The sequence below is a fragment of the Mesorhizobium sp. B263B2A genome (genome assembly GCF_020165775.1).
Lineage (GTDB): Bacteria > Pseudomonadota > Alphaproteobacteria > Rhizobiales > Rhizobiaceae > Mesorhizobium > Mesorhizobium opportunistum.
Genome location: NZ_JAIUIU010000005.1, coordinates 79,426 through 95,910 on the forward strand (window position 1 = coordinate 79,426; position 16,485 = coordinate 95,910).

Annotated in this window: 17 protein-coding genes; 4 read left to right on the forward strand and 13 right to left on the reverse strand. The window is 64.3% G+C overall.

Going from position 1 to position 16,485, the window contains the following annotated elements:
* Positions 1-115 precede the first annotated feature (115 nt).
* The 3 genes from LB568_RS11280 to LB568_RS11290 are packed head-to-tail and all read left to right on the forward strand — an operon-like array spanning position 116 to position 3,301.
* Complete coding sequence (locus tag LB568_RS11280; RefSeq protein WP_224730158.1) at positions 116-1,171, forward strand: sugar phosphate isomerase/epimerase family protein; 1,056 nt, start codon at positions 116-118, stop codon at positions 1,169-1,171.
* 52 nt (positions 1,172-1,223) lie between these two features.
* A complete protein-coding gene (locus LB568_RS11285; protein ID WP_140571192.1) occupies positions 1,224-2,411 on the forward strand; it encodes a Gfo/Idh/MocA family protein in 1,188 nt (395 codons plus the stop codon).
* A gap of 38 nt (positions 2,412-2,449) precedes the next feature.
* Positions 2,450-3,301 (forward strand): sugar phosphate isomerase/epimerase family protein, encoded by an 852-nt coding sequence (locus LB568_RS11290; RefSeq protein WP_224730159.1) that lies wholly within the window; start codon positions 2,450-2,452, stop codon positions 3,299-3,301.
* A gap of 234 nt (positions 3,302-3,535) precedes the next feature.
* Here the strand turns inward: LB568_RS11290 and phnE (LB568_RS11295) are convergent, their stop codons facing one another.
* The 12 genes from phnE (LB568_RS11295) to phnG all read right to left on the reverse strand — a co-directional run bounded on the left by phnE (LB568_RS11295) (position 3,536) and on the right by phnG (position 14,174).
* Positions 3,536-4,903 (reverse strand): phosphonate ABC transporter, permease protein PhnE, encoded by a 1,368-nt coding sequence (gene phnE, locus LB568_RS11295; protein WP_224730160.1) that lies wholly within the window; start codon positions 4,901-4,903, stop codon positions 3,536-3,538.
* A gap of 65 nt (positions 4,904-4,968) precedes the next feature.
* Positions 4,969-5,928: a phosphonate ABC transporter, permease protein PhnE gene (phnE, locus tag LB568_RS11300; protein ID WP_013892922.1), complete on the reverse strand. Its 960-nt coding sequence runs from the start codon at positions 5,926-5,928 to the stop codon at positions 4,969-4,971.
* 55 nt (positions 5,929-5,983) lie between these two features.
* Entirely contained in the window at positions 5,984-6,892 is a 909-nt protein-coding gene (gene phnD / locus LB568_RS11305) for a phosphonate ABC transporter substrate-binding protein (RefSeq protein WP_013892923.1), read from the reverse strand.
* 101 nt (positions 6,893-6,993) lie between these two features.
* Positions 6,994-7,851, reverse strand: a complete 858-nt coding sequence (gene phnC, locus LB568_RS11310; protein WP_013892924.1) for a phosphonate ABC transporter ATP-binding protein — start codon at positions 7,849-7,851, stop codon at positions 6,994-6,996.
* Positions 7,852-7,985: 134 nt separating this feature from the next.
* Complete coding sequence (locus tag LB568_RS11315) at positions 7,986-8,696, reverse strand: DUF1868 domain-containing protein (protein ID WP_013892925.1); 711 nt, start codon at positions 8,694-8,696, stop codon at positions 7,986-7,988.
* A gap of 83 nt (positions 8,697-8,779) precedes the next feature.
* Positions 8,780-9,397, reverse strand: a complete 618-nt coding sequence (locus LB568_RS11320) for a DapH/DapD/GlmU-related protein (RefSeq protein ID WP_013892926.1) — start codon at positions 9,395-9,397, stop codon at positions 8,780-8,782.
* Complete coding sequence (gene phnL / locus LB568_RS11325; RefSeq protein ID WP_013892927.1) at positions 9,394-10,101, reverse strand: phosphonate C-P lyase system protein PhnL; 708 nt, start codon at positions 10,099-10,101, stop codon at positions 9,394-9,396. Before phnL ends, LB568_RS11320 begins: the two co-directional genes overlap by 4 nt.
* 205 nt (positions 10,102-10,306) lie before the next feature.
* Positions 10,307-11,083: a phosphonate C-P lyase system protein PhnK gene (gene phnK, locus LB568_RS11330; protein WP_013892928.1), complete on the reverse strand. Its 777-nt coding sequence runs from the start codon at positions 11,081-11,083 to the stop codon at positions 10,307-10,309.
* On the reverse strand, positions 11,080-11,991 hold the full coding sequence (locus tag LB568_RS11335) for an alpha-D-ribose 1-methylphosphonate 5-phosphate C-P-lyase PhnJ (protein ID WP_013892929.1): 912 nt from the start codon (positions 11,989-11,991) through the stop codon (positions 11,080-11,082). Before LB568_RS11335 ends, phnK begins: the two co-directional genes overlap by 4 nt.
* The gene (locus LB568_RS11340) at positions 11,988-13,100 is read right to left on the reverse strand and encodes a carbon-phosphorus lyase complex subunit PhnI (protein ID WP_224730161.1); all 1,113 of its coding nucleotides are present in this window, start codon (positions 13,098-13,100) and stop codon (positions 11,988-11,990) included. The genes LB568_RS11335 and LB568_RS11340 overlap by 4 nt, the downstream gene beginning before the upstream one ends.
* A gap of 1 nt (position 13,101) precedes the next feature.
* On the reverse strand, positions 13,102-13,713 hold the full coding sequence (gene phnH, locus LB568_RS11345; RefSeq protein ID WP_013892931.1) for a phosphonate C-P lyase system protein PhnH: 612 nt from the start codon (positions 13,711-13,713) through the stop codon (positions 13,102-13,104).
* Positions 13,713-14,174 (reverse strand): phosphonate C-P lyase system protein PhnG, encoded by a 462-nt coding sequence (gene phnG / locus LB568_RS11350; RefSeq protein ID WP_140571276.1) that lies wholly within the window; start codon positions 14,172-14,174, stop codon positions 13,713-13,715. Before phnG ends, phnH begins: the two co-directional genes overlap by 1 nt.
* A 138-nt stretch (positions 14,175-14,312) precedes the next feature.
* Here phnG and phnF point away from each other — a divergent pair, with 138 nt between their 5' ends.
* Entirely contained in the window at positions 14,313-15,062 is a 750-nt protein-coding gene (phnF, locus tag LB568_RS11355) for a phosphonate metabolism transcriptional regulator PhnF (protein WP_224730162.1), read from the forward strand.
* A gap of 334 nt (positions 15,063-15,396) precedes the next feature.
* Here phnF and LB568_RS11360 read toward each other — a convergent pair whose 3' ends face one another.
* Positions 15,397-16,416 carry a zinc-binding alcohol dehydrogenase family protein gene (locus tag LB568_RS11360; protein ID WP_224730163.1) on the reverse strand — a complete coding sequence of 340 codons (1,020 nt, stop codon included), beginning with the start codon at positions 16,414-16,416 and terminating at the stop codon, positions 15,397-15,399.
* Between the last annotated feature and the right edge of the window lie 69 nt (positions 16,417-16,485).

A 16,485-nucleotide genomic window follows, 5' to 3' on the forward strand; every position in this document is an offset into this window, starting at 1 on the left:
TTTGGTAATACCAGAATGGCAGTGCCTGCAAAGCGCCCGATGCGAGAAGACCAAAATGGCTGGCCCTGCTTCCAATCGGCGCTATGCTTGGTCGCGACAAATGAGGAGGATGCCGATGCCGACGACAATGAAGGGTCCTGGACTGTTTCTGGCGCAGTTCGCGGGTGATGCGGCGCCGTTCAATTCGCTGCCTTCGATCACCAAATGGGCCGCGGGTCTCGGTTACAAGGGCGTGCAGATCCCGACCTGGGACGCACGCCTGTTCGACCTCGAGAAAGCGGCGTCTTCCAAGGCCTATTGCGACGAGGTGAAGGGCATCTGCGCTGACGCCGGCGTCGAGATCACCGAACTGTCGACGCATCTGCAGGGGCAGCTGGTCGCGGTTCATCCGGCCTATGACGCGCAGATGGATGGCTTTGCGCCGCCGTCGGTGCACAATAATCCCGCAGCCCGGCAGAAGTGGGCTGTCGAGCAGATGAAGTTCGGCGCCAAAGCATCGCGCAATCTGGGCCTGAATGCTTCTGTGTCGTTTACCGGCTCGCTGGCGTTCCCTTACCTCTATCCGTTCCCGCAGCGGCCGGCTGGACTCATTGAGGAAGCGTTTGGCGAGCTCGGCAAACGCTGGAAGCCGATCCTCGACGTCTACGAGGACAATGGCGTCGATGTCGGCTATGAAATTCACCCCTCTGAGGACGTGTTCGACGGCGCCACTTTCGAAATGTTCCTCGACGCGGTCGGCGGCCACAAGCGCTGCAACATCAACTACGACCCGTCGCACTTCCTGCTGCAGCAGCTCGATTATCTAGAATTCATCGACATCTATCACGAGCGCATCAAGGCCTTCCACGTCAAGGACGCCGAGTTCAACCCGACCGGCCGGCAGGGCGTCTATTCCGGCTATCAGAGCTGGACCAACCGTGCCGGCCGCTTCCGTTCGCTCGGCGACGGGCAAGTGGATTTCGGCGGCATCTTCTCCAAGCTGACGCAGTACGATTATGATTCCTGGGCCGTGCTGGAATGGGAATGCTGCCTGAAGCATCCGGAAGACGGTGCTGCCGAAGGGGCGCCCTTCATCCAGCACCACATCATCCGGGTGACGGAGAAGGCATTCGACGATTTCGCCGCCGGCACCACCGACAAGAAGCTGTTGCGCGCCATGATGGGAATTTGACGCGGCTTCCCTCCATCGAGGGAATGATATTTCAGACATGAGGGAGAAAGACATGGTCGGCGCATCGAAGTCGGAGACGGGAGGCGGCCCGATCCGCTACGGCATGGTCGGCGGCGGGCAGGGCGCCTTCATCGGCGCGGTGCACCGGATCGCGGCGCGCTTGGACAATGATTTCGTGCTGGTTGCCGGCGCGCTGTCGTCCGACCCGGCGCGCGCCAAGGCTTCGGCCGCCGAACTCGGGCTCGATCCGGACCGCAGCTACGCGTCCTATGCCGAGATGGCCAAGGCCGAGGCCAAACGTCCCGACGGCATCGAGGCGGTGGCCATCGTGACGCCCAACAATGTGCATGTGCCGGCGGCAAAGGCCTTCCTCGAGGCGGGCATCCACGTCATCTGCGACAAGCCGCTGGCGACGACGCTGGCCGAGGCGAAGAAGCTCGCGGCGATTGTCGAGAAGACCGGCAAGGTGTTCGTGCTGACCCATAATTACACCGCCTATCCGATGGTGCGGCAGGCGCGCGAGATGGTCGCCAAGGGTGTGCTCGGCGACATCCGCATTGTGCAGTCCGAATATCCGCAAGACTGGCTGACCGAGGATCTCGCCGCCACCGGCCAGAAGCAGGCATCATGGCGCGGCGATCCGAAGCAGGCCGGTGCGGGCGGTGCGCTGGGCGACATCGGCACCCATGCCTACAATCTCGCCCGCTTCGTCTCTGGGTTGGAACTCGATTCGCTCTCGGCCGATCTCGATGCCTTCGTGCCGGGGCGGCTGCTCGACGACAATGTCAACGTCATGCTGCGCTTCAAGCCCTCCGGCAAGACGCATCCGGCCAAGGGCATGATCTGGGCAAGCCAGGTGGCGCCGGGTCATGAGAACGGGCTGAAGCTGCGCATCTATGGCTCGAAGGGCGGGCTGGAATGGGTGCAGGCCGATCCGAACTATCTCTGGTACACGCCGTTCGGACAGCCGAAGCAATTGATCACCCGCAACGGTGCCGGCGCGCTGCCGGTGGCGGGCCGTGTCAGCCGCGTCCCATCGGGCCATCCCGAGGGTTATCTGGAAGGTTTCGCCAACATCTACCAGGAAGCCGCGCGCGCCATCCGGGCAGCGCGCAGGAAGGGCGGCAAGCCGGCAAAGGATGTCGTCTTCCCAACGATCGCCGACGGCGTCGAGGGCATGGCCTTCATCGAGGCCTGCGTGAAGTCGTCGAAGAAGAACGGGGCGTGGACCAAACTCTAAGACTGAGGGGATCTGGGGGATCAAGGGGAGGGGCGTCGATGAAAATCGGCATGTGCATGTTCTTGTGGACGACGGCGGTGTCTAAGAAGCACGAGCCGCTGCTACGCGACATCAAGGCGACCGGCTTCGATGGCGTCGAGATACCGATCTTTTCCGGCACACCGGACGACTACAGGAAACTGGGCGAATTGCTTGACCGCATCGGCTTGGAGCGGACCGCGGTCTCGGCAATGGGCGATCCAGCGATGAACCTGATCTCGGCCGATGCGGCAACGCGCAAGGCGGGTGTCGACTACATGAAATGGGCTGTCGATTGCGCCGATGCGCTTGGCGCCCGCACGCTGAGCGGCCCGCTGCATTCGACGCTCGGTGCCTTTTCCGGTTCCGGGCCGACAGCCGCCGAGAAGAAACGCTCGATCGTCTCGCAGCGCGCCATCGGCGACCATGCCGGCAAGCGGAACGTCACCATCGGGCTCGAGGCGCTGAACCGGTTCGAATGTTATCTTCTCAACACGATGGCCGACCTGTCGGAGCACATCGACGCCATCGACCGGCCGCATATCAAGGCGATGTACGACACATTCCACGCCAATATCGAAGAGGCAGATCCGATCGGCGCCTACACGAAGCACCGCCGCAATATCGTGCATATCCATATTTCGGAAAACGATCGCGGCGTGCCGGGGCGCGGCAACATTCCATGGAAAGAGACGTTCGCGGCGATCCGCAAGAGCGGCTATGACGACTGGCTGACGATCGAAGCTTTCGGCCGCTCGCTGAAGGATCTGGCGGCGGCGACCAAGGTGTGGCGCGATTTTTCCGAGACGCCGGAAGCGGTGTATCGGGAGGGGTATAAGCATATCAAGGACGGGTGGAGAGGGGCGGCTTAGGTAACAATGCCGCCGTCCAACGAACGCCGCGTTCCTTCACACCCCCCTCTGTCCTGCCGGACATCTCCCCCGCAAGGGGGGAGATCGGATGTTGTGCTGGCTTTCGCCAGTCTCCAGTGTTGCAATGGAGGCGCCACCTGTGAAACTGCCAATCTCCCTCCTTGCGGGGGAGATGGCCGGCAGGCCAGAGGGGGGTGCTGTCCCGCCGACGTCTCGCCTCATTCTGGAAGATGCCTACCCCTGTTCAGCCTGGATCCTGTTGTAATCGTGGATCGTCCGGCTGAGCCTGCGGCGCAGGAAGTTGGAGATGTTGTCGAAGATGAAGACCACCACCAGCGTCAGCAGCACCATGTAGAAGACATTGGCCCAGTTGGAATTGGTGCGCATCGCTTCCCACAACTTCAGGCCGATGCCGCCGGCGCCGACAGCGCCGATGATGGTGGCACCGCGGGTGTTGGATTCCCACTGGTAGAGCGTCTGGCTGATGAACACGGGCACCACTTCCGGTATCACGCCGTAGCGCTGGACCAAGAGGCCGTTGGCGCCGGTCGAGACGACGCCCTCGCGCGGCTTGTCGTCGATGTTCTCCAACGCCTCGGAATAGGTTTTGCCGAGCGTGCCGATCTCGGTGAAGAAGATCGCCGCACTGCCGGCCAGGGGCCCCGGCCCGAACGCGCGGGTGAAGAACAGCGCCCAGATCAGCATGTCGACCGAGCGCATGAAGTCGAAGAAGCGCTTGAGCACCTGGCTCAGCAAGCCGCTCGGCGTGATGTTGCGGGCGGCGAAGAAAGCCAGCGGAAAGGCGACGATGCCACCGAGCAGCGTGCCGAGAAACGCCATGACGATGGTCTGCAGCAGCTTCGTCCAGACGTCACCGTGCTGCCACTGGGCGTTGTTCCAGATGTTGTCGCCGGCCAGTGCGAGGTTCGAGGTGCCGGGTTTCAACTGCGGCCCGGACACGATCAGGGAGACCACGTCTCCCGCCGATTTGCCGAAGAAGGGCGAGCGGGTGTCGAAGACGAAATTCGCCCAGCCGAGGAAGCGCTTGCGCACCTTGACGCGGTCGACGGTGACGCGCACCTCGCCGGCGAAGCCCATCTTGGCGACCACTTCGTCGTCATGCGCGGTGATCCAGTCCGGCACCGGACCCGTGATCACAGGCTTGCCGCTGGTCAGCGTGACAGGCACGGTTTGGCCGTTGGCCATGATCGTCGCCTGCGCCTTGTCGAAGGTGACGGACTTAGCCGGCCCGTCGATCTGCACGGTGAACGTGCCGTCCGGGTTCCTGATCACCCAGTCGGGGTTCGGGTTCTCGCCAAGCGCGGAGAAGCGCGGATATTTTGGCGTGATCTCGGCTTGGTCGAGGCGAAACTCCGGCTGCAAATCGTAGCTGACCCACTGCGACAGGAACAGCGGCAGGCGCTCCCAGTGCGATTCCCGCAGCACCTGCGGCAGGCTGAAGAACCACATCGCATAGGCGAGGTAGAGCACCGTGCCCAGGAGCAGGAACAGCGGGCCGAAGCGCTTGTAGGCCGGCCGCCGGAACACATGCGGAAAGCGGTCCTCGATCGCGCTGATTTCGTCTGACGTCATCGTCACCATGATTCATCTTTTTGTTTGACCATGATCTCTCCCGAAAACCGGCGTCCACTTTTCGGGACCATGGTCTAAGCCCCCATCACGAAGGCCTGCTCGCCGACCAGCTTGCGGCGCAGCCAGGCGGAGAACTGGTCGACGATGAAGATGGTGGTGAACAGGAGCAGCACCAGCGCCAGCGTCTTGGCGCCGAAGCCGCGCGAGATGGAGAGCTTCAACTCCTCGCCAATGCCGCCGCCGCCGACCGCGCCCATGATGGTGGAGATGCGAACGTTGATCTCGATCCGCAGCAGCGTGTAGGACATGAAATTGGGCAGAACCTGCGGCAGGCCGGCAAAGCGAACCCGCTCGAACCAGTTGGCGCCAACCGCCCGCAGGCCTTCCTCGGCCCGCATGTCGATGTTCTCGTTGATCTCGTAGAACAGCTTGCCCAGCGCGCCGATCGAATGCAGGCCGATGGCGATGATGGCGGCGACCGGGCCGATCGAGACGATGGCCGCGAACAGGCCGGCGATGACGATCTCGGGGAAGGCGCGCAGCAGCTCCATGAAGCGCTTGACGACAAGCCGCAGCACAGGGTGCGGCGTCAGGTTGCGCGCGGCGATGAAGGAGAACGGCACGGCGAAGACGAAGCCGATGAAGGTCGAGACCAGCGCCACGTTCACCGTGGTCAGCATCAGCTCAAAATATTCGGGGATGTAGAAGCCGCCCCAGACATAGACGCGGCCAAGCGGGAAGTTGAATTCCTGGGTGCCGGTATCATGCGGCGAGGCGATGTCGAACAAAGCCCGCCAGACGTCGTTCCAGTCCTTGGGGACGAGCCAGCTCAGGAAATCCAGGATGTGCGGCAGCCGGTCGAAGAAGTGGCCGGCATTGGCTTCGTCGGCAAACCACATGCTGGCGAGCATGGCGACAAGCAGCAGCGCGACGCCGAGGGCGGTATAGAACCGGCGCAACGACGTCTGCCGTCGCCAGGCGTCGGCCATCTGATGGGTAGCGCCAGAAGAGGGGGCTGTCACGGAAAGGGTCATGATCGGAGATGCAAAAAAGGCGGCGTTTTCAGCGCCGCCCTTTCCGATTTCGCCGTTAGCCGCCGATGGCTGCCTTACGGGCTTCGACGATGACGTTGTAGAAGTCCGCCTTCACCGGAACGTAGCCGGTGAAATCGCCGCCTTCCACGCCTTCGAAGCAAGCCTTGTCCTTCTTGGGCAGGTCGGTGAAGAAGGCGGCCAGCTTGGCGGTCATGTCGTCGCCGAGCGCGGTGCGCACGACCAGCGGGCCGTTCGGAATCAGGCCCGAGCGCCAGACTTCGACGAAGTCATTGGGGTCGACGGCGCCCTTGGCGACTTCCTTGTGGAAGGTGCCCGAAGTGTAGCCGTTCTTGAAGTCGCCGATGCCCGAGGAATCATCGACGGCGACGTCGACCTTGCCGTCACGCACGGCCAGGACGTTGTTCTCGTGGCCGCCGTTGAACTGGGTCGAAGCGAAAAAGGTCTCGTTCGAAGCGCCGGTCTCCTTCGGAATCTGGGTCAGCGGGATCAGGTAGCCCGAGGTCGAATCCGGATCGGCGTAGCCGAGCTTCTTGCCCTTGGCCGACTTGATGTCGGTGATGCCGGAGGACTTGAGTGCCAGGCCGATCGAATAATAGCCGGTGGCGCCGTCGGTCTGCTGGGTGGTGAGGATCGGGGTAACGGCCTTCGGGTCCTTCAGGACGACGCTGGCGTAGCCGGAAGCGCCGAGTTCGGCGAAGTCGAGCGTACCGCCGAGCAGGCCCTGGATGACGCCGTCATAGTCGGCGGCCGGGAACAGCGAGACCTTTTCGAAACCGAATTCGGCCTTCAAATGGTCGGCCAGGCACTGGTAGTTGCGCAGCCGGTCGGTCTCGTTCTCGCCACCGAGAATGCCGACGCGGAATTCCTTCATATCGGCGGCGTGGGCCATGCTGGTGGCCATGGCGAGCACCGAAACGGCGCTGAGAACCATCTTCCTGAACATTGATATCTCTCCTGTAGGTTCCGGCCCCGCGCCGGCAGCGTTATCGATTTTGACAGGTGCCCTTGACGCGGGCGGACGATCCGAGCCGCTCTTTCTTGAACTCAGTAAGCTGGGAATGCAGGTTCGAGCGGTCCGGCGGATGCGGCGATCTTTCGCTTGAAGGCAACGCTGGTGGAGGTGATGGCCTCCGAAATCTCGCCACCATTGCTGTCGGCGCCGTAGACGAGGCGGACGGCCTCGCGGTCGAGCTCTTCCGGCGCGCCATCGAAGACGACCTTGCCGGCGGCCATGCCGATGATGCGGTTGCAATAGGTGCGGGCGGTATCCAGCGTGTGGAGGTTGGTGACGACCGTGATGCCCTCGCGCAGGTTGATGTCCTGCAGCGAATCCATCACCACCTTGGCATTGAGCGGGTCGAGCGAGGCGATCGGCTCGTCGGCAAGGATCACCCTGGGCTGCTGCATCATGGCGCGGGCGATGGCGACGCGCTGCTGCTGTCCGCCCGAAAGCGTGCCGGCGGGCTGCAGCGCGGTGCGGGCGATGTCGAGCCGCTCGAGGGCGGCGACGGCCTCGGCGCATTCGGCGCGGGAGAACATGCCGAAAAGGTTCGATATCGTCGAACGGTGGTTCAGCTTGCCGAGCAGCACATTGGTCAGCACGTCGAGGCGCGGCACCAGGTTGAATTGCTGGAAGATCATGGCGCAGTCGCGCTGCCAGCGCCGCAGCGGCGAGCCGCGCAACTGGGAGACTTCGGCGCCGTCAAAAAAAATCGACCCCTGGCTGGGATCGATGAGGCGGTTGATCATGCGAAGGAGGGTCGATTTGCCGGCGCCGGAACGGCCGATGACGCCGACCATCTGACCCTGCGGGATCGAGATGTTGATATCGCTGACAGCGGTGTTCTTGCCAAATCGTCGGGTGACGCCGCGGATTTCGAGCGTGGCTGAGGTTGCTGGCATGGGCAGGTTCCCGTCAGGACCATGTTGATCGTCAGGCTTCTCGCCTAACGCAGCCAGATGAACCTGCCGTGTCGCCTGGATGTCAGTTTTGTTACGCTCCACAGGCGCTGCGTCATGCGCCCGTTTCCGCGCGATCAGCCGAGCACTTGCAATTCCTCGAAATGCTCCATGTCGCGGAAGCTGCAGAATGCGGGCGGCTTGATCTCGATGACCGGCGCCTGGCGCGCGAAAAGCGCCAGGCAATCGTCGAACAGCGTCTGCCACGCGGCCGCCCTGTCGTCGGCAAGACGCTGGATCTGATAGGCGAAGGTGATGTGGAAGACGTAAGCGTCGTGATCGGGGTGCCGATACCCGAACGGGACCGCCAGCGCATCGCGCCATTGACGCATGATGCGCACGTCGTCGTCGGTCGCGCCGGCAACGGTGAGGCCGCTCGGCACGATTTCGACCACCCTGATGTTGAACGGGCCGAAGCCCCGAAAATCCTTCAGCCGTTCCAGATAGAGCCGGGTCATGGCCTCGATGCTGGTGTCGAGCGGTACGTCCTGGGGCCAGTAGGGCAAGCGGCGGCGATACTCGATGACGCCTTGGAACAGCGTCATGTGCAGGCTGGAGATGGGGGTGAAGGCCAACCGGTCGGCGTCAGGCATCGCCAGCATCTTCTCGCGCACTGCAAGCACCACGGCCTCCGACGGCGAGCCGCCGACCAGGTGACTAACGACGGTGTTGCCGGGCTCGATCAGGAAGTTGCCCGACATGTCGTGGCGTGTGCCGAGATGCGCCGGGGTGGTAGGATTGGAGCCGGCAAAGAATCCGGCGAGCGAGGGGCTGATTGTGTCGGGCATGGCGATCTCCCTGGGAAGATGGCCTCCTGTCCGAGTCGTATGTCAAGGGTATGAACGAGTTCCCATGACGACGATGTGAGGAGCTATCCCTCGTATTTCTCCAGGAAGGCTTCGGCAGACAGTTCCCGGAAATCATCGAGCGAGGCGCGCAGCCTGGCGTGATCCCAATCCCACCAGGCGAGTGCCTGATAGCGCTCCGCCGTGCGGCGGTCGAAGCGCTCGCGGATCGGTTTTGCCGGCACGCCGGCGACGATCGTGTAGGGGGCGACATCTTTCGATACGACGGCTCCAGCGCCAACCGCCGCGCCCTCGCCGACGGTGACGCCGGGCAGGACGGTCGAGCCATGGCCGAGCCAGGTGTCGTGGCCGATGGTGACGCGCTTGGCGCGACGCTCCGCGAAGAATTCGCTCTCATGCTCGGCGTCGTCCCAATAGTCGGAGGCGCGGTAGGTGAAGTGGTGCAACGTCGGCCGCCAGGTCGGGTGATTGGTGGCATTGAGGCGCACGCTTGCGGCGATGTTGGCAAATTTGCCGATGGTCGCGCACCAGACGGCGCAATCCTGCATCATGTATGAATAGTCGCCGAGTTCGCTTTCCGAGACCCGGCTGCGGTCGGCGATCTCGGTCCAGCGGCCGAGCGTGGAATTGTGCACCTCCGCCGTCGGGTGAACCAGCGGCGTCTCCGACAATTTCCTGCTCATGCGGCGATTTTCCCGGGGGCAAACGCGGTGACGTCGATGATGCGGTCGGCAACCGCCTCGCGCACGTCGTGGTCGTGGAAGATGCCGAGCAGGGCGACGCCGTCCGCCTTCTTGGCGGCGATGAGTTCGATCACCACGTCGCGGTTCCTGGCATCGAGCGAGGCGGTCGGTTCATCGAGCAGCAGGATCGGGTGCTCGGTGATGAAGCCGCGCGCGATGTTGACACGCTGCTGCTCGCCGCCGGAGAAGGTCGCCGGCGGCAGCGCCCAGAGTTTCTCCGGCAGGTTGAGCTGCGCCAGCAGCGCGCGCGCCTTGCCTCTCGCCGCCTCGCGCTCCTCGCCACGCTCGAACAGCGGTTCGGCGACCACATCCAGCGCCGAGACGCGTGGCACGGTGCGCAAGAACTGGCTGACATAGCCGATCGTTTGCCGGCGCACGGCAAGAACGGTGCGCGGGCTGGCGTTGGCGAGATCGATCAGCCCGTCCTCATGATTGACGATGATCTGGCCTTCGTCGGCGGCATAATTGCCGTAGAGCATTTTCAGGATCGAGCTCTTGCCGGCACCGGACGGGCCGCCGAGCACCGTGCATTCGCCGGCCTTGATGGAGAACGAGACACCAGCGACGACCGGCAGTTTGATGCCGTCACGCAGATGCATGGTGAAGCTCTTCGCGACGTCGGAGACAACGAGCGGGGTCGGCATCAGAGGGGTCTCCAGTCGTTCGTTTGCGGGCCAGCGCCCCCCTCTGGCCTGCCGGCCATCTCCCCCTCAAGGGGGGAGATCGAAAGCTTTTCGGCCTCGCACATTCTCCGACGTCGAAAATTGGCGAAAACAGAAGTGACAGCCAATCTCCCCCCTTGAGGGGGAGATGGCCGGCAGGCCAGAGGGGGGTGCCTTGGCGCCATCGTCACACCTGCAAAATCGAGGAAACAAGCAATTGCGTGTAGGGCGCGCGCGGATCGTCGAGCACGCGGTCGGTGAGGCCGCTTTCGACGACGCGGCCGTCCTTCATCACCATCATGCGCTGCGACAGGAGCCGCGCCACCGCGAGGTCGTGGGTGACGACGATGGCCGCGAGACCGAGATCGGTGACCAGCCCGCGCAGGAGGTCGAGCAGGCGGGCCTGGACCGAAACATCGAGGCCACCCGTTGGCTCGTCCATGAACACCAGCCGTGGTCCGGTGACGAGATTGCGGGCGATCTGCAGGCGCTGGCGCATGCCGCCGGAAAAGGCGCGCGGCTCGTCGTCGATGCGGTCTTGCTCGATCTCGACGCGCGACAGCCAGTCGACGGCGGTGGCGCGGATCTTGCCATAGTGGCGGTCACCGACGGCCATCAGCCGCTCGCCGACATTGGCGCCGGCAGACACCGTCATGCGCAGGCCGTCGGCCGGGTTCTGATGGACGAAGCCCCAGTCGGTGCGCATCAGGAAGCGGCGCTCGGCCTCGCTCATGCGGTAGAGTTCGCGGAACTGGCCGTCGCGCATGCGGTAGCTGGCGGTGCCGGAGGAGGGCAGCAGCCGCGTCGACAGGCAATTCAGCAGCGTCGTCTTGCCGGAGCCGGATTCGCCGACGACAGCCAGGACCTCGCCCGGCCACAGGTCGAACGAAACATTGTCGCAGCCGACGCGCGAGCCATAGAATTTGGAGAGTGCCGAGACGCGCAGCAGTGGTTCGTCGGTCATTGCGCCGGCTCCATTTTTTCCGAGACAGAATGGGTTTCCGGAGCAAGGTGGCCGCGATGGCCGTCGGCCCGCCGCTTCTCGCAATGATCGGTGTCGGAGCAGACGAACATGTGGCCGCCATGGTCGTCGAGAATGACCTCGTCGAGGTAGACGTTCTCGGCCGCGCACAGCGCGCAGGGCTGGTCGAAGGTCTGGACTTCGAACGGATGATCCTCGAAGTCGAGGCTGACGACCTCGGTGAACGGTGGCACCGCGTAGATGCGCTTCTCGCGGCCGGCGCCGAAGAGCTGCAGCGCCGGCGAGCGGTGCATCTTGGGATTGTCGAATTTCGGCGTCGGCGACGGGTCCATCACATAGCGGCCCTCGACCTTGACCGGATAGGCATAGGTTGTGGCGATGCGGCCATGCTTGGCGATGTCCTCGTAGAGCTTCACATGCATGAGGCCGTATTCCTCCAGCGCATGCATCTTGCGCGTTTCAGTCTCGCGCGGTTCGAGGAAGCGCAGCGGTTCGGGGATCGGCACCTGATAGACCAGCACCTGGCCCGCCGTCAGTGGATGCTCGGGGATGCGGTGACGGGTCTGGATGATGGTGGCGCTGGCGGTATCGGTCGTGACGGCGACATTGGCGACCTTCTTGAAGAAGGCGCGGATCGAGACCGCGTTGGTGGTGTCGTCGGCGCCCTGGTCGATGACCTTCAGGACATCGTTGGGGCCGATAATCGAGGCGGTGACCTGCACGCCGCCGGTGCCCCAGCCATAAGGCATCGGCATTTCGCGCGAGGCGAACGGCACCTGGTAGCCGGGGATGGCGATGCCCTTGAGGATCGCCCGGCGGATCATCCTTTTGGTCTGTTCGTCGAGATAGGCGAAGTTGTAGGTGGCGATGTCGGTCGATTGCGTCGTCATTCCGCCGCCTCCTTCTTCTCGTCCTTCGTCATCGGATTTTCGCGTGCCTCATACTCGGCGCGCATACGGCGCACGAGGTCGAGTTCGGCCTGGAAGTCGACATAGTGCGGCAGCTTCAGATGCTCGACGAAGCCGGTCGCCTGGACATTGTCTGAATGGGAGATGACGAATTCCTCGTCCTGTGCTGCGGCAACGACGTCCTCGCCCAGTTCCGAGGCGCGCAGCGCGCGGTCGCAGAGCGCCATCGCCATCGCCTTGCGCTCGCTCTGGCCGAAGACCAGACCGTAGCCGCGGGTGAATTGCGGCGGAGCCTTGGCCGAGCCCTTGAACTGGTTGACCATCTGGCATTCGGTGACGCGCACGCTGCCGAGCGGCACCGCGAAAGGCAGTTCGGGCACGTCGAGCTCCAGCTCGACCTCGCCGATGCGGATTTCGCCGACAAAGGGGTGGTTGCGGGCATAGCCGCGCTGGGTGGAATAGCCGAGCGCCAGCAGGAAACCCTCGTCGCCGCGGGACAGTGCCTGCAAGCGGATGTCGCGCGCCATCGGGAATTCCAGCGGCTCACGGGTGATGTCGCCGGGAACATGATCCTGCGGCATCTCGCCATCCGGCTCGATCAAGCCTTCGCGGGCAAGGATCGCCGAGACGCGCGGCATCGCCTGCGTCTCCGTCTCGCGCTGCAGCGGCTCCGCGACATCGGCGCCGGCGGCAAGGTCCGGGTCGAGCAGCCGGTGGGTATAGTCGAAGGTCGGTCCGAGCAGCTGGCCACCAGGCAGGTCCTTGTAGGTTGCCGACACGCGCCGCTCGACCCGCATGGCGCCGGTGTCGATCGGCTTCGAGTAGCCGAAGCGCGGCAGCGTGGTGCGGTAGGCGCGCACCAGGAAGATCGCCTCGATCATGTCGCCGCGCGCCTGGACGATGGCGAGTGCGGCGAGTTCGCGGTCGTAGAGCGAACCCTCGCTCATCACCCGGTCGACGCCGAGCGCCAACTGCTCGACGATCTGGTCGAGGCGCAGCGCGGGCACCGTACGGTCGCCGCGCCGGCGATCGGCAAGCAGGCTGTGGGCGTTGGCAATTGCGGCCTCGCCGCCTTTTACCGCGACATACATCCTAGGCCTCCATCGTCTTGACGCGCGTCGTGCGCGGCAGGCAGGCTATGCCGCCTGACGTGGCGAGGATGATGTCGACGCCGCGTGGAAAGCGCTTGGTATTCTGCTTCCACTGCTCGACAAAATGGCGCGGCATCTGCGCCGGTGCGATCGTCGCGCTGGTTTCGATCCCGGGGCCCTCAAGCAACAGCGGGGCGCCCGACACGAGATCGCCGACCTGCAGGATCAGCGTGGTCGAGCGGTCAGGATAGTCCTGCGTTCCTTGCGAAAAGCCGTCGAGCGCCATCATCTCGGCCGGTGTGGCAATGAAGGCGAAATGCGCATCGGCTGGCGTGTTGGCCAGCGGTGCGCCGGTGTGGAAGCCGAGCCAGGAGCCGATCGCGGCGGAGGCGTGCAGGGCGGGGTCGAGCCAGAGCGGCGTGTCGTTGTCGCAGAGCGCCAGCGCGATGGCGCCGGCTGTTGCCAAGAGCGGTGCCGGCGGGCGGGCCAGGACCGGCAAGGGCTGAACGCTGCCCGGCCGCGCCATGGCGTCCATGATCGCGCGGAACACCGCTTGGGCGTTGAAGACCGGATCGGCGAAACCACCTTCAATCGATTGCGCTGCGATCTCCATCAATCTTCTCCGCGAACCATGGTGAAGAAGTCCACCTTTGTTGCCGCCGTCTCGGCGCGGCGTTTCTCCTGGGAGGTGGCCAAGGCGGATTGCAGAGGCGCAATCAGGCGGGTCTCGACCTCGGCGCGGCGGGCAGGGTCCTGCCACAGCGCGTCGGCTATTGCCCCCAGCTTCGCCTTCTGCTTGTCGCGGCCAAGCGCATAGCAATGCCCAACCTGTCCCGACGGCAGGCGGACGGTGGCACGGGTGACGGTTGCCTCACCGACATTGAAAGGCGCGCCGCCACCACCGATGCGGCCGCGCAGCGTCACCAGCCCGGTCTCGGGGCCACGCAGCAATTCAGCCTCCGAAGGCAGCCCGGCCTCATTCCAGAGCCGGACGATGTCGTCGCCGCTGGATTGCGCCAGCGTTGCCATGGCGGCTTTGCGCCCCGCCTGGTCGCGGGCTTCCTGTCCTCGCATCAGCAGCATTCCTCTCTGCCAAATTTGTCTATTGATATAGACAACTATACAAATTATACATATTACCTAGCGCGAGTCCATGACGGGTGCGTGACAGCCATGACGGTTGGGGCGACAGAAGCTGGGGTGGGGCAAGTCATGATCGGGCAGATAGCGGCTGACAGCATCGAGCGGCGCAGCGGCGTTTCACTGTGGCGGCAGATCGCCGACAAGATCCTGCACGCGATCGCGACAGGCGATTTCGCGGAGAATGCCGCACTGCCGCCGGAGGTGGCGCTGGCCGAGCGCTATGGCGTCAACCGTCATACGGTGCGCAGCGCCATATCAGCCCTCGTCCAGGAAGGGGTTTTGCGAGCCGAGCAGGGACGCGGCACTTTCGTGCTGTCGCGCAAGCGGCTGTCCTATCCGATCGGCGCGCGCACCCGCTTCTCGACAGGCCTGCAAGGGCAGACGTCGGAGCGGCACACCGTGCTGCTGGATTCCTCGGTCGAGCCGGCCAGCCAGCGCGTCGCCGAGGGTCTTAGCCTGGCCAAGGGTGCCGAGGTGATAAGGCTGGAGACGCGCGGCGAAGCGGATGGCCGGCCGGTGTCGCGCGCGGCCAGCTGGTTCGATGCCAGGCGCTTTGCCGGCATCGACAAGGCCATGGCGCAGACGGGCTCGATCACCGCGTCGCTGGCGCGTTTCGGCATTGACGATTATCTCCGGCAATCGACCGTGCTGTCGGCGCGCCACGCCGATGCGGGCGATCTTGCCGATCTCGGCTTGCAGCCGGGCGCCATCGTACTGGTCACGGCCGCCATCAACGTCACGCCTGACGGCCAGCCGATCCAGTTTTCCGAGACGCGTTTCTCGGCAGAGCGGGTGGAGTTGAAGCTGTCGGCGCTGTAGGGATTGCCGGCCTTGTACGAGATCGTGATTATCTGGCTCACGCTGACATCAGCCCAACTCGGTCGCGGTCACTTGTCAGCGGCGGCGCATTTGAGGACCGCCTTCCCCCACTCCGTCTCGGCTTCGCCGAGCCACCTCTCCCCCCTCCGGAGGGAGAGGAAGGGAGTCCGCTGGCAGAGGAGGGAGTCTGGTTAAGGAGCGCTGGCTACAACAGGCTTGCGCCCTTCCTCTACCCCGTCGATCGGGGGAGAGGTCGCTCGGCGAAGCCGAGACGGAGTGGGGGTCGACCTGCGCGGGACGTCGTCAATTCGGGCCGGGCCCGACGTCTGCCAGGTTATGACCCGATCTCGATCACGGCCTTGATCAGGCCGGATTTCTCATGCGCCCAGCGGGTGAGATCGCGCGGCGTGCCGTCGAGTGTGGTGCGGTGGGTGACGAGCTTGGCCAATGGCACCGTACCGTTGCGGATCGAGGCGGCGACATGGTCGAAGTCGGCGCGCAAGGCATTGCGGCTGCCGATCAGCGTCATCTCGCGCTTGTGGAATTCGGGATCGGAAAAGACGATGTCGTCCTTGACGACGCTGACCAACACCAGCGAGCCGCCATGGGCGACATGGGCGAAGGCCGACTGCACCGACCGGGTGTTGCCGGTGGCGTCGAAGACCACGTCGAAACCTTCGCCTGATGTCGCGTCCCTGACCAGATCGGGCACCGCGCCGCGCGAGCCGTCGAGGGTCTTGAAGCCGAGTTCTGTTGCGGCGAAGGCAAGTCTCTCGGTGCTCATGTCGAGCAGCGTCACGTCGAGCCCGGCGATGCGGGCGAAGATGGCGGTGCCGAGGCCGATCGGGCCGGCGCCGATGACCAGCGTGCGGGCATCGGGATCGGCGCGCGAGCGGCGCACGGCATGCGCCCCGATGGCCAGGAATTCGACGGCGGCGGCGTCCGCCAGCGACAGGCCGTTCGCCGGGTAGAGATTTTGGGCCGGGACAAGAATATGTTCGCACATGGCACCGTCGCGATGGACGCCGAGCACCTCGATCCTGACGCAGCAATTCGGCTTGCCGTGCCGGCAGGCGATGCATTTGCCGCAGGACAGGTAGGGATTGATGACGACCGGCTCACCAATTGCCAGGTCGACGCCTTCGCCGACCTCGACGATCGTTCCCGACACTTCGTGGCCCATGATGCGGGGATAGGCGAGGAACGGGTGCTTGCCTTCGAAGATGTGATAATCGGTGCCGCAGATGCCGACATGGCTGACCGCGACCAGCGCCCAGCCGGCAGGGGGGGCTCCTGGCGCCGGGCGATCCTCCAGGACAAGCTCGCCGGGCGAGCGGCAGACGACGGCTTTCATGCTTTCAATCCAGTCGATCATGAAGTCGCCGGCCCATCTTCATACGGGCCGGCGATCGATTTAAGTGGT